The organism is Nonomuraea monospora, assembly GCF_039531895.1.
Lineage (GTDB): Bacteria > Actinomycetota > Actinomycetes > Streptosporangiales > Streptosporangiaceae > Nonomuraea > Nonomuraea monospora.
Genome location: NZ_BAAAQX010000024.1, coordinates 176108 through 188047, shown reverse-complemented (window position 1 = coordinate 188047; position 11940 = coordinate 176108). Strand labels below are relative to the sequence as shown.

At 72.0% G+C, this 11940-nt stretch carries 11 protein-coding genes and 1 pseudogene; 9 read left to right on the top strand and 3 right to left on the bottom strand.

Annotation, left to right across the window (positions count from 1 at the left end; all coding sequences use genetic code 11):
- The first annotated feature begins 146 nt into the window (after window positions 1–146).
- Complete coding sequence (locus ABD331_RS37760; RefSeq protein WP_344486128.1) at window positions 147–1109, top strand: helix-turn-helix domain-containing protein; 963 nt, start codon at window positions 147–149, stop codon at window positions 1107–1109.
- A 38-nt stretch (window positions 1110–1147) separates the two neighbouring features.
- Here the strand turns inward: ABD331_RS37760 and ABD331_RS37755 are convergent, their stop codons facing one another.
- Window positions 1148–1987: an alpha/beta hydrolase gene (locus tag ABD331_RS37755; RefSeq protein ID WP_344486125.1), complete on the bottom strand. Its 840-nt coding sequence runs from the start codon at window positions 1985–1987 to the stop codon at window positions 1148–1150.
- A gap of 310 nt (window positions 1988–2297) precedes the next feature.
- Window positions 2298–2543, bottom strand: a pseudogene (locus tag ABD331_RS61085) (alpha/beta hydrolase fold domain-containing protein); the annotation flags it as partial.
- Between the two features lie 57 nt (window positions 2544–2600).
- On the opposite strand from ABD331_RS61085, the gene ABD331_RS37745 reads away from it, so the two are divergent.
- The 8 genes from ABD331_RS37745 to ABD331_RS37710 all read left to right on the top strand — a co-directional run bounded on the left by ABD331_RS37745 (window position 2601) and on the right by ABD331_RS37710 (window position 10662).
- Window positions 2601–3233 carry a LysR substrate-binding domain-containing protein gene (locus ABD331_RS37745; protein ID WP_344486122.1) on the top strand — a complete coding sequence of 211 codons (633 nt, stop codon included), beginning with the start codon at window positions 2601–2603 and terminating at the stop codon, window positions 3231–3233.
- Between the two features lie 150 nt (window positions 3234–3383).
- Window positions 3384–4757, top strand: a complete 1374-nt coding sequence (locus tag ABD331_RS37740) for a cytochrome ubiquinol oxidase subunit I (protein ID WP_344486120.1) — start codon at window positions 3384–3386, stop codon at window positions 4755–4757.
- A complete protein-coding gene (locus ABD331_RS37735) occupies window positions 4754–5785 on the top strand; it encodes a cytochrome d ubiquinol oxidase subunit II (protein WP_344486117.1) in 1032 nt (343 codons plus the stop codon). The genes ABD331_RS37740 and ABD331_RS37735 overlap by 4 nt, the downstream gene beginning before the upstream one ends.
- A 297-nt stretch (window positions 5786–6082) precedes the next feature.
- Entirely contained in the window at window positions 6083–6925 is an 843-nt protein-coding gene (gene aztB, locus ABD331_RS37730; RefSeq protein WP_344486114.1) for a zinc ABC transporter permease AztB, read from the top strand.
- A gap of 5 nt (window positions 6926–6930) precedes the next feature.
- On the top strand, window positions 6931–8073 hold the full coding sequence (locus ABD331_RS37725) for a WD40 repeat domain-containing protein (protein ID WP_344486111.1): 1143 nt from the start codon (window positions 6931–6933) through the stop codon (window positions 8071–8073).
- Window positions 8070–8987 (top strand): zinc ABC transporter substrate-binding protein AztC, encoded by a 918-nt coding sequence (gene aztC / locus ABD331_RS37720; RefSeq protein ID WP_344486108.1) that lies wholly within the window; start codon window positions 8070–8072, stop codon window positions 8985–8987. The genes ABD331_RS37725 and aztC overlap by 4 nt, the downstream gene beginning before the upstream one ends.
- A 31-nt stretch (window positions 8988–9018) precedes the next feature.
- Entirely contained in the window at window positions 9019–10182 is a 1164-nt protein-coding gene (gene aztD / locus ABD331_RS37715; RefSeq protein ID WP_344486105.1) for a zinc metallochaperone AztD, read from the top strand.
- Window positions 10183–10221: 39 nt separating this feature from the next.
- Window positions 10222–10662: a hypothetical protein gene (locus ABD331_RS37710; protein ID WP_344486103.1), complete on the top strand. Its 441-nt coding sequence runs from the start codon at window positions 10222–10224 to the stop codon at window positions 10660–10662.
- Here the strand turns inward: ABD331_RS37710 and ABD331_RS37705 are convergent.
- The gene (locus ABD331_RS37705; RefSeq protein ID WP_344486100.1) at window positions 10614–11912 is read right to left on the bottom strand and encodes an FAD-binding oxidoreductase; all 1299 of its coding nucleotides are present in this window, start codon (window positions 11910–11912) and stop codon (window positions 10614–10616) included. The genes ABD331_RS37710 and ABD331_RS37705 overlap by 49 nt on opposite strands.
- Window positions 11913–11940 lie beyond the last annotated feature (28 nt).

Genomic DNA, 11940 nt, shown 5'->3' with positions numbered 1-11940 from the left:
GCAGCGCAGGGCCGGCCCGAACCCCGCAAATGGTTGGGCCACCCAAGCTCGATCGCAGGCCCGGCTCAGCAGACCGCGATCGAGACGCAACCGGCCAGGATCGACCTCTTAACACCAGCTACCTAGAATCGGAGCATGGAGTGGAGATGACCTTCATCCTCGACACGGAAGAGGTGGCACCCCCGGATCGCGCCGAGGCGATCAGAGAGGTGATCTGGGAGTCGGTCGTGCGGGTGGAGATCGACCACCACCCCGACCCGGACCTGATCAAGGCGCGGGGCCGGATCAGTGACGTCGCGGGGATGAACGTCTGCACCATCCGGTCCAACGCGACGACGATCCGGCGGACCCCGGCGCTGGTCAACGACGATCTGGAGCCGTCGGTGTTCGTGAGCCTGCAGCGGTCGGGCACGAGCGGGGTCGTGCAGGGCGACAGGCAGGCCGTGCTCCGCCCTGGCGACCTGGCCGTCTACGACACCGAGCGGCCCTACACGCTGGTCAACGACCAGGGCATCGACCTGCACTACTTCCGTATCACCCAGCGGGATCTCGGGCTGAGCCGGGACGCGCTCGCCGCCGTCACCGCGATCCGGCTCGGCGCGGGCGACCCCGTCGCCGAGATGGCGGCCGGACACCTGCGGCGGCTGGCCGAGGCTCAAGGGCGGCTGACCACCCGGCAGGCCCAGCTACTGGCGCCGCCGAGCCTCGATCTGCTGCGTGCGGCACTCACCAGTGTGCTGCGCGACGACAAGGCTTCGGCCGGCGCCCTCCGTGACGCGCTGGAGAGCCGGATCTTCGACTACATCCGCGCTCACCTCACCGACCACGCGCTCACCCCGGCGCGCATCGCGTCCGCGCACGGGATCTCGCTGCGCCGGCTCTACACGATCATGGCGGAGGCCGGGGTGAGCCTGGCTCCGTGGATTCGTGACCAGCGGCTCGCCCACGCCCGGCGGCTGCTCGCCGCGCCGGACGCCGGACGCCTCACCATCGAGGCCGTCGCCCGCCGGTCAGGGTTCGTCAGCGCCGCCCATTTCAGCCGGGTCTTCAAGACCGCCTACGGGCACTCGCCGCGCGACTGGCGCAACCACAAGCGCTCCGGCCGCTGACACGTCAGCGGCCGGAGCCCTGGGCGATGGGCGGCCGGTCAGTGGAAGCGCTGGACGAAGCGCAGGGCCGTCTCGGCGACCTCGCGCCAGCCGCTGTCGATGGTCAGGGAGTGGCCGCGTCCCGGGAGTTCGAGGATCTCGGTGACGGCCGCCTCGTTACGGGCCTGCTTCTGGTACGCGGCGTTCGTCAGAGCCCAGGGCACGGTGTGGTCCTTCTCGCCCGAGATCAGCAGCAGCGGCCCGCGTTCCTGGCCGGTGGTGTCGACCTTGGTCTGCGACCAGGGGTTGACGTTGGCGACCGCGGCCTGGAACAGCGGCTCGCCCGGCGCGGGGACGGCGAAGGTGTCGTACAGCTCCCGGGCCTCCGCCTCGCTGACGGCGTTGGCGAAGGCGTACCGGAACTGGTCGTAGGTGAGCGGGACGGCCCGGTGGTAGTTGGCGGGGTTGCCCAGCACCGGCCGCGCCGACCGCAGCGAGGAGATGGGCAGCGGCAGCACGCCTTGGAACGGGGCCGGGTCGATCGCCACGGAGACCGCCGACAGGCCGCGTCCGGCGAGGATCTGGGTGATCAGGCCGCCGAAGGAGTGCCCGATCACGGCGGGCCTGCGGGCCAGCCGCCCGATCGCCTCCGCGAAGTGGTCGGCGACCTCGGCGACGCCCTTCCCGGCGAACACCTCCGGGTGGGCGCTGGCCTCCGCGACGGTCTCGGGGTCGTCCGGCCAGCCAGGAGCGAGGGCCGCGTAGCCGGCCTCCTCGAACAGGGCGGCCCAGCGGTCCCAGCTGGAGGGCAGCAGCCACAGGCCGTGCACGAACACCACGGGGGCCAGGCCTGAGGTGTTCGCGCGCTCGACGGCGGCGAGTTCGTGTTCGGTGAGCATGGCGGTTCTCCTCAGCGGGTCTGCAGGACGTCGGACAGGAACGCGGCGGCCTGGGCGATCGCCGCTCGCGCGGCGAAAATGCCGCGCAGCGCGTTGAGCATCACGAAGTCGTGAATGATCCGCTGGCAGCGGACCGCGGTGACAGGCACGCCTGCCGCGCGCAGCTTCGCCGCGTACGCTTTGCCCTCGTCACGCAGGACGTCGGCTTCGGCGGTGATGACCAGCGCCGGCGGCAGCCCGGCGAGCTGCTCGGCGGTGGCCCGCCCTCGGCGAACTCCTCGTAGGAGCCGGTGTCGAAGGACGCGTCGGTGACCGGGTAGAACAACACCTGCCCGGCCAGGGCGACGTCGCCGCGTCGCCGGGCCATGAGCGTCAGCGCGGCGGCCATGGTGCCGCCGGCCGAATCCCCGGCGACCGCCACGCGCGAGCCGTCCAGCCCGTACTGCGCGCCGTGCTCGGCGACCCACCGCGCGGCCGCGTGATTCTGGTTGATCGCGGTGGGGTAGCGGGCCTCGGGCCCCAGGTCGAACAAGACCAGTACCGGTCTTGCAGCCATCACTATGTCAACTCCCGCTTGCTTCATGGCCCATCTGTCAGTGGCCTCTGCCGGAAGATGATGACGCTGAACCCGCAGCCGCCCTTGCCGCGATCCGCACGATATTTGCCGATACCTGCGCTGCGGAGGGGAAGGGCGTCAGATCCGGCGGATCGGAACCGGGCGAGGCTGACGACCCGCGCGCGGCTACGCGAGCTGCTGTTCACGTACGCGCCGGCCGAGTTCCCGCGAACGGCGGGTGCGGGACGGCGGCGCCGCACGAGGTGCACCGGCTCCGGCCTGGCACGCCACCCACCTGGCCGCCGCCGGGCGCGCCGCGAGTCGGTCTCGATGGAGGACCTGGCCCGCGACAAGGTGCTGCTGCCCAGAGACTTCACCGACGAGGTGGGCGCGCTGGTGGTGCCGCGCACCACGCCGGGCGGCCTGCCGATCGCGCGCGGCCGCACGTTCGGCACCGTCCAGGAGATGCTCGCGCTCATCGGGGCGGGCAAGGGCGTCTGCCTCGTGCCCGCGCACGCGCGCCGCTACGACTCACGGCCGGACGTCACCTACGTGCCGATCCACGACGGCAGGCCGTTCGAGTGGCGGCTGGTGTGGCTGACCTCCGCCGAGAGCGCCCGCGTGCGCGCGTTCGCGCAGGCGGCGTCCGACTACGTACGCCTGCGTCCGGATCCGCTGATGGGCCCTTGATCATGCTGGAGCCGTCGCTGCGGAGGAGGTCAGAGCAGAGGCGTTGGTGGTGACGGTCGCGGCCAGGAGGCGCCGGGTGGATCCAAGCTCCCGACAACGGGTACGGACCATCGAACGGCGGCGTGGACCCCAGGCAGACCGAGGAGACGTATGAATGCGCTTCAGCTCGTCGCAGCCGACGGCGTCGAGAATCTGCTGTTCGCGCGTACCCAGATGGCACTCACCTTGGGCTGGCACATCATCTTCGCCTGCTTCGGCATCGCCTTCCCCGCCATCGTGGTGTTCACCGAATGGCTGGGCCATCGGCGCGACGATCCGGTGCTGACCGGGCTGGCGCACACGTGGGCCAAGGCGATGGGCGTGCTGTTCGCGGCCGGCGCGGTGTCGGGAACGCTGCTGTCCTTCGAGATGGGCATCCTGTGGCCGAGGCTGATGGACCGCTTCGGCGAGGTGTTCGGTTTCCCGTTCGTGCTGGAGGGCTTCGCCTTCTTCATAGAGGCGATCTTCGTCGGGGTCTACCTGTTCGCCTGGGACCGCCTGTCGCCGCGGGCGCACATGCTCAGCGCGCTGCCGATGGTCGCCGCCGGGATCGCGGGCGCGTTCTTCGTCGTGTCGGCCAACGCCTGGATGAACAACCCGACCGGGTTCCGCCTGGACCCGCAGGGGAACGTGGTGGACGCCAGGCCCTGGGCGGCGATGTTCGGGCCGTCCACGTGGCCGCAGTTCACCCACATGTGGCTGGCCGCGTTCGTGGTCACCGGGTTCCTGGTCGCCTCGGTGTACGCGGTCGCGATGCTGCGGGGGCGGCGTGATCGCCACCACCGGATGGGGCTGCTCATCCCGCTCACCGTCGCCGCGGTCATCACCCCGGTGCAGATCGGCGTGGGCGACTGGATCGCCAACACCGTCGCCGACAACCAGCCCGCCAAGCTGGCCGCGATGGAGGGCCTGTACGAGACGACCGCCGGGGCCGGTCTGTCGCTCGGCGGCATCTACGCCGATGACGAACTCCGGTACGCCCTGGAGATCCCGTACGGGTTGTCGCTGCTGATCCACCACGACCCGGACGGTGTGGTGCCCGGTCTGGAGGAGATACCTCCCGGCCAGCGGCCACCGGTCAACGTCGTGCATCTGGCCTACAACGCGATGGTCCTCATCGGCACCGCGCTGCTGGGGCTGGCCGCCTGGTTCGGCCTGTGGTGGTGGCGGCGACGACGGCTGCCGCACACCGCCTGGTTCCTGCGCGCCGTCGCCGTGTCCGGGGTCGCGGCGGTGGTGGCGATGGAGGCCGGATGGATCACCACGGAGGTGGGCCGGCAGCCGTGGATCGTCTACGGCCTCATGCGCACCGCCGACGCGGTCAGCCCCGCCGACGGGCTCGCCTGGGGGCTGGTGGCGGTGATCGTCGTCTACACCGTGCTGACCGTGTTCACGGTGGTCGTGCTGCGCAGGCTGGCACGCGGCCGCGACATCCTGGCACCGCAGGAGCGGGGACAGGCGCAAGAGCAGGAACAGGTGCCATGACACTCGCCGAGACGGTGCTGGGAGCGGCGTTCGCCGGCCTGATCGCCTACGCCTTGTTCGGCGGTGCCGACTTCGGCGGCGGCATCTGGGACCTGCTGGCGGGCGGCACCGAACGGGGACACGCCGTCCGTGATCGGATCGAACGCTCGATCGGCCCGGTGTGGGAGGCCAACCACGTCTGGTTGATCTTCGTGCTGGTGGTGTTGTGGACCGGATTCTCCAGGGGGTTCGCCGCCGCCGTCACCACCCTGTACATCCCGCTCACCCTGGCCGCGTTCGGGATCATCGCCCGCGGCGCGGCGTTCGCCTACCGCAAGAGCGTCGGCGCTCTGGGGATGCGCCGCTTCTTCGGCGCCGCGTTCGCGCTGTCGTCGCTGCTCACGCCGTTCTTCCTGGGTACGGTCGTCGGCGCGGTGGCCTCCGGCCGGGTGCCGCCCGCCATCGGGGCGGGCGACGTCGTGAGTAGCTGGGTCAACCCGACCTCGCTGCTGGGCGGCGCCTTGGCCGTGCTCGTCTGCGCCTACCTGGCCGCGGTGTTCCTGTGCGAGGATGCCCGCCGCGACGGCGAGCACGCCCTGGCCGGCGCGTTCCGCCGCCGCGCCCTGGTGGCCGCCGTCGTCACGGGGGCGGCAGGACTGGCCGGCATCGCGGTGCTGCGGGCGGACGCGCCCCGGCTGTTCGAGGGGCTGACCGGTCGCGGCCTGCCGGTGGTGCTGGTGTCGGTGGTCGCCGGGCTCGCCGCTCTCGGCCTGCTGCTGTCCCGCCGGTACGTCGCCGCCCGGATCGCCTCGGCGCTCGCCGTCATCGCGATCCTGGTGGGCTGGGCGGTGGCCCAGTACCCGTACCTGCTGCTGCCCGCACTGACCGTCGAGCAGGCCGCCTCCGGCCGCGCCACCCTGCTCGCCCTGCTCATCGCCCTGTCCGTGGGCGCGGTGATCCTCATCCCGGCCCTGCTCTACCTGTACACGCTGTTTCAGAAAGCCTCCGCCGATCAGAAAAGCCCGAACCGCGTCCGCGGACACGGCTGACCTACTGGGTGCCCGGGACGGCCGGTGATCCCCGAATGCGTACCCGGCCGGCAGCGCGTCGCGAGCGAGCTCGTACGGCACGCCGTCGAGCGCGCTCCTACCGCCGGACGCTGACCCGTCTGCGCACCGAGCGCGGCGACGGCGTGCTGCCGGCCGACCTGACGGCAGCGGTGTTCACCACAGCGTGGGAGAACGCAGCCGCCCGCACCTGGAACCCGCCACCGCTCCGGGACAAGACCCTGTTGGCTTTGGCCTCAGTTGGAAATGACAACGGTTTTCATTGTAGAGTCCCTCTCCATGGATTGGTTGTTTGATCCCTTTCAGGTGTCGTTTGTCCGGCAAGCGCTCTGGGCGGGCCTCCTCGTCTCCCTCCTCTGCGCCCTCGCCGGAACCTGGGTGGTGCTGCGCGGCATGGCCTTCCTGGGCGACGCGATGTCGCACGGAATGCTCCTCGGCGTGGCGCTCGCCTCCCTGGCAGGGGTGAACGTCCTGATCGGCGCGCTGCTCAGTGCGGGCGGCATGGCGTACGGGGTGAGCGTCCTCAGCCGCTCCGCCCGCCTGTCGCAGGACACCAGCATCGGCCTGCTGTTCGCCGGGATGTTGTCGCTGGGCGTGATCGTCGTCTCGCACTCCCAGTCCTTCGCGGTGGACCTGACCGCGTTCCTGTTCGGCGACGTGCTCGCCGTCACCGGGCAGGATCTGGCGGGGCTCGGCGTGGCGCTGGCGGTCACGGCGGCGGTGGCGGTGCTCGGGCATCGGCTGTTCGTCGCGCTCGCCTTCGACCCGCGCAAGGCCCACACCCTCGGCCTGTGGCCGCGGCTGGCGCACGTCCTGCTGCTCGGGCTGGTCACGGTGGCGATCGTGGCGTCGTTCCACATCGTCGGGACGCTGCTCGTCTTCGGCCTGCTGATCGGGCCGCCGGCCGCCGCCGCGCTGTGGGCGCGGCGCATCCCGACGATCATGCTCGGGGCGGCGCTGATCGGGATCGTCTCGACCGTGGCCGGGCTGGTCGTGTCCTGGTACGCGGCCACGGCGGCCGGCGCCACGATCGCGGCCGTGGCCGTGGGGCTGTTCTTCCTGTCCGCGCTGGCTGATGCGTTGCGGCGGCGGCCCGTGCGAGTGGCGGGAGCGGTGAGTTGAGGAGGGTGATCGGTCTCCTCCTGGCGGGGGTGCTGCTCGCGGGTTGTGCCACGCAGGGTGAAGGCAGGACCGCGGAGGAGGCGGAGGTTCCGCACGGGTACGTCGAAGGTGCGGAGGAGACGGCCGAGCCGCAGCTCCGCCTCGTCCTGTCCGACGGCGACGCCCGGGCGGCGGTGTACGACGTGGTCACCGGCGAGGCGACCGAGGTCGCGGCAGGCGGCGTGCGGGGGATCGAGGGGGACGGGCGGTACGCCTTCGTCACCACCGCCGAGGGCGCGCTGCGCGTGATCGACAGCGGCGGGTGGACGGTCGACCACGGCGACCACGTGCACTACTACCGCGCCGCCGCACGCGACCTCGGCACGATCGCCGGACGGCCGCCGTACGAGGTGACGGGCGACGTGGCGATCACCGCTGTCCGGTCGGGCGACGGCACGGTGACGCTGTTCGACCGGGCCCGCATGGACAGGGGCGAGCTCGCCGGGACGGGCGCCAAACTCACGGCCGACGCCGTGGTGCCGTACGGGGAGCGGCTGCTGGTCGCGAAGGACGACGCCGTGCAGGTCAGAGCCAGGACGGGGGAGCCCGGCAACACCGTCGGCAGGTGCGAGGACCCGGCGGGGACGGCCGTCACCCGGCGCGGCGCGCTGTTCGGCTGCGCTGACGGGGCGCTGCTGGTCACCGAGAAGAACGGAGCGTTCGACGGCGTGAAGATCCGCTATCCGCGCGAGAAGGCCGGGCGGGCGCGGGAGTTCCGGCACCGCCCCGGCAGCGCGACGCTGGCCGCGAAGGCCGGGGACGCGGGCGTCTGGGTGCTGGACGTGACCGGCAGGACGTGGCGGCTGCTGAGGACCGGCCCCGTCGTCGCGGTGAACGCCACCGGCGACGACACGCCGGTCTTGTCCCTCACCGCGGACGGCGTCCTGCACGCCCACGACCCCCGCACCGGCAAACGGACCGCACGGACGAAGCTGCTCACCGGCCCGGCCGCGGGTTCCACGAGTATCCGGGTGGACACCGCCCGTGCCTACGTCAACGACCCGGCGGGCGAGGCCGTCCACGAGATCGACTACAACGACGGCCTCCGGCGCGCCAGGACGCTCAAGCCCGGCCTCACCCCCGCCCACATGACGGAGACCGGACGATGAACGCCCTGCTCAGGGTCCTGGCGGCGCTCGCCGTCACGACGGCGGCGGCGGCAGGCTGCGCGAGTAGCGGCGGGTCGGCGCCGAGCGTCGTGGTCACCACGAACATCCTCGGCGACGTCACCCGCGCCGTCGTCGGCGGCGAGGCGGAGGTGACCGTGCTGATGAAGCCGGACTCCGACCCGCACTCGTTCGGCGTCTCCGCCCAGGAGGCCGCGCGGATCGAGGCCGCCGACCTGATCGTCTACAACGGGCTCGGCCTGGAGGAGGGCGTGCTGCGCAACGTCGAGGCGGCCGAACGGGCCGGGGTGCCCGCGCTGGCCGTGGCGGAGGGGGCCGGCCCGATCACGTTCACCGCCGACGAGACGGCCGGGCAGCCCGACCCGCACTTCTGGACCGATCCCGCGCGCGTGGCCAAGGCCGTGGACCTGATCGCCGAGCAGGTCGTCGCCCGGGTGGACGGCGTGGACGCCGACGCCGTGCGGGCCGCCGCCGCGGCGTACCGCGAGCAGGTCGAGCAGCTCGACGCCTGGGTCGGGCAGCAGATCGCCACCGTGCCCGCAGGGGCGCGGCGGCTGGTGACCAACCATCACGTGTTCGGCTACTTCGCCCAGCGGTACGGGTTCGAGGTCGTCGGGGCCGTGATCCCGAGCGGCACCACGCTGGCCTCGCCGAGCGCCTCGGACCTGAAGTCGCTCAGCGACGCGATCCGGCGCACCGGCGTCAAGGCGATCTTCGCCGACTCCTCGCAGCCGGACCGGCTCGCCCAGGTGCTCGCCTCGGAGGCGGGCGTGGACGTCGAGGTCGTCCCCCTGTTCTCGGAGTCGCTGAGCCGAAGGACGCCGGGCGCGGCCACGTACCTCGACATGGTGCGCAGCAACACGAAAGCCATCGTCGACGGCCTCAGCGGCCGTTGAGACCCCCTCACAACAGAAAGGTGCACCACCCATGACCCGGATCGCCGCCCCGGCGACGCTGCTCGCCGGAGCCCTCCTGCTCACCGCCTGCGGCGCCGCCCAGGAACCCGCGACCGCGCAGCCCCCGACGACGACCCCGCAGAAGACGGTCGCGGACCCCGTCGTGATGACCTACGACGGCGGCCTGTACGTCGTCGACGGGCAGAGCCTGGAGCTGGCCCAGGACATCCCGCTCGCCGGGTACAACCGCGTCAACCCGGCGGGGGACGCCCGGCACGTGCTCGTCTCCACCTCGACCGGCTTCCGTGTCCTGGACGCCGCCTCCGCCACGCTGAAGAGCGACGAGTTCAAGGGCGCCAAGCCGGGGCACGTGGTCCGGCACGCCGGCACCACCGTCCTGTTCGCGGACGGCACCGGCGAGGTCACCCTCTTCGACCCCGACGAGCTGGCCGCCGGCCTGCCCCAGGGCGAGGTTTACAAGAGCGCCAGCGCCCACCACGGCGTCGCGATCAAGCTGGAGAACGGCGAGCTGGTCGTCACCCTCGGCACAGAGGAGAAGCGCACCGGCATCCTCGTCCTGGACAAGGACCGCAAGGAGGTCACCCGCAACGAGGACTGCCCCGGCGTGCACGGCGAGGCCACCGCCCAGGACGAGGCGGTCGTGATCGGCTGCGAGGACGGCGTCCTGCTCTACCGGGACGGGAAGATCACCAAGATCGACAGCCCCGACGAGTACGGCAGGATCGGCAACCAGTCCGGCTCCGACCTGTCGCCGGTCGTCCTCGGCGACTACAAGAAGGACCCGGACGCCGAGCTGGAACGCCCCACCCAGGTCTCCCTCATCGACACCACCACCGGCAAGCTGAAGCTCGTGGACCTGGGCACCAGCTACACGTTCCGGTCGCTGGCGCGCGGCCCGCAGGGCGAACCCCTCGTCCTCGGGACCGACGGGGCCGTTCACGTCATCGACCCCGGCGCGGGGAAGGTCGTCAGGACCATCAAGGTGCTCGGCGAGTGGACGGAGCCGCTGGAGTGGCAGCGGCCGAGGCCGAACATCTTCGTCCGCGGTCAGGTCGTGTACGTGAGCGACCCGGCGGGCAAGCGGCTGCACGCCGTGGACTTCGCCTCGGGGAAGGTCACCGGGAGCACTTCGCTGCCGCAGCCACCGAACGAGCTCAGCGGCGTAGTGAGCTGAGGCCGGGCGCAGGGCGGTTCCGCCAGTAGCATGTCCCGGATGACCGGCGAGTCATTCCGAGAATTCATTCACCTGTCCTACCACCAGATCGAGATCCGCCCGCACGACGAAGCGGGCCCGCCCTATCCGGAGACGTTTCCCAACGGCCTGATAGCCGCGGGGCCGGACGGCGCGATCATCGTCACCGGCCTCGGTATGGGCCGGGTGGAGGTGACGGTGCAGCTCGCGGACGAGGTGCCGAACCTGGCGTGGAAAGGCCCGGGTTTCTACCGTCTGCGCGTGCACGCCACAGGCCGCGATTCGTACGTGGACGGCACGGGACTCAATCTCGAAGAACGCTATGCAATTATCTCCTGGCCGGCCGACCCCGCGCCCGATCTCATCCACAAAGCGACCGACGCTTACGGCGCGGGGGTACGCGGCAGGGCACCTCAGGCGGAGACGACGTGGCCGACGCGGAAGAACCCGTCCGGGTCGTAGGCCCGCTTGACCTCGCGCAGCCGCCCGTAGTCCACCCCGGTGTACGCGGCGGCCGTCCGCGACGGGTCGGCCAGGAAGTTCAGGAACGTCCCGCCGTTGGCGTACGGCCGCAGCTCCTCGGCCAGGCCCGGCACCACGGTGTCCACGATGACCGACAGCTTGGTGGAGCGGTGGCTCACCGGACCGGCATCCGAAGCGGGACGGGCCAGGGCGCCACCCCAGTGCCTGATCTCGACGGTCTGCGCGTGCTCGGCGGCCCGCACCAGCGCGGAGATGACCTCGTCGGGCACGGTGTCGAACATGTCCATGTGCCGGTTCGGCGTCCCGCCCATGGCGGCGCCCCCGTAGGTGGTGGTGCGGGTCTCGTCGAGCAGCGCCGGTCCGGCCGCCTGGAAGAGCGGCGCGAGCAGCCGCCGGGCCTCGTCGGACGCTCCGGCGTACAGGACCTTGAGCATGACCACGTGCCTGCCGCGCACCGCCGCCGGCGTCTGCTCGTCGGCGGGCATGCGCCTGAGCACGATCGCGGTGCTGATCTCGTCGGGGGCCTGGTCGATCCAGGTCCGGTACGCCTTCAGCGCCCGCTCCGCCACCTCGATCGGGAAGTACACGAACCCGGCGAACACCTCCGAGACCGGGTAGAGGCGGAACTCCAGCGAGGTGACGACGCCGAACCCGCCACCGCCGCCGCGCAGCGCCCAGAACAGCTCGGGGTGGCTGTCGGGGCTCGCGGTCACCTGCCGGCCGTCCGCCAGCAGCACCTCGGCGCGCAGCACGCTGTCGGCGGCGAACCCGTGCTTGCGGCCCAGCCAGCCGAGCCCGCCGCCGAGCGTGTAGCCGGTGACGCCCACCGACGGCGCCGAGCCCGACAGCGGGGCCAGGCCGAACGGGGCGGCGGCGGCGATGACCTCGCTCCAGCGCGCGCCCGGCCCGACGCGGGCGATCCGGCGGGCCGGGTCCACCAGGACCGACGCCATGGGGGAGGTCTTGACGAGGATGCCGCCGTCGCAGGGGGCGTGCGTGCCGTGCCCGGTGGACTGGACCGCGAACGGGACGCCGTGGGCGCGGGCCGCCAGCAGCGCGATCCGGATGTCGCCGGCGCTCTGCGCCTCGGCGATCAGGGCCGGGCGGGAGTCCACGGCCGGGTTCAGGGAGCGGCGGGCCTCGTCGTAGCCGGCGTCGCCGGGCAGGTGGACGGTGCCGGTGAAGCCGGGGAGGCGGATGTCGTCCTGGAGGATGTACGGCTGGCTCATCTGTCTGACCCTTCTGTTCTCTGTGATC

Coding starts and splice junctions, on each gene's coding strand:
- ABD331_RS37760 (WP_344486128.1), top strand. CDS start 147: ATGACCTTCATCCTCGACACGGAAGAGGTGGCACCCCCGGATCGCGCC.
- ABD331_RS37755 (WP_344486125.1), bottom strand. CDS start 1,987: ATGCTCACCGAACACGAACTCGCCGCCGTCGAGCGCGCGAACACCTCA.
- ABD331_RS37745 (WP_344486122.1), top strand. CDS start 2,601: ATGATGACGCTGAACCCGCAGCCGCCCTTGCCGCGATCCGCACGATAT.
- ABD331_RS37740 (WP_344486120.1), top strand. CDS start 3,384: ATGAATGCGCTTCAGCTCGTCGCAGCCGACGGCGTCGAGAATCTGCTG.
- ABD331_RS37735 (WP_344486117.1), top strand. CDS start 4,754: ATGACACTCGCCGAGACGGTGCTGGGAGCGGCGTTCGCCGGCCTGATC.
- aztB (WP_344486114.1), top strand. CDS start 6,083: ATGGATTGGTTGTTTGATCCCTTTCAGGTGTCGTTTGTCCGGCAAGCG.
- aztC (WP_344486108.1), top strand. CDS start 8,070: ATGAACGCCCTGCTCAGGGTCCTGGCGGCGCTCGCCGTCACGACGGCG.
- aztD (WP_344486105.1), top strand. CDS start 9,019: ATGACCCGGATCGCCGCCCCGGCGACGCTGCTCGCCGGAGCCCTCCTG.
- ABD331_RS37710 (WP_344486103.1), top strand. CDS start 10,222: ATGACCGGCGAGTCATTCCGAGAATTCATTCACCTGTCCTACCACCAG.
- ABD331_RS37705 (WP_344486100.1), bottom strand. CDS start 11,912: ATGAGCCAGCCGTACATCCTCCAGGACGACATCCGCCTCCCCGGCTTC.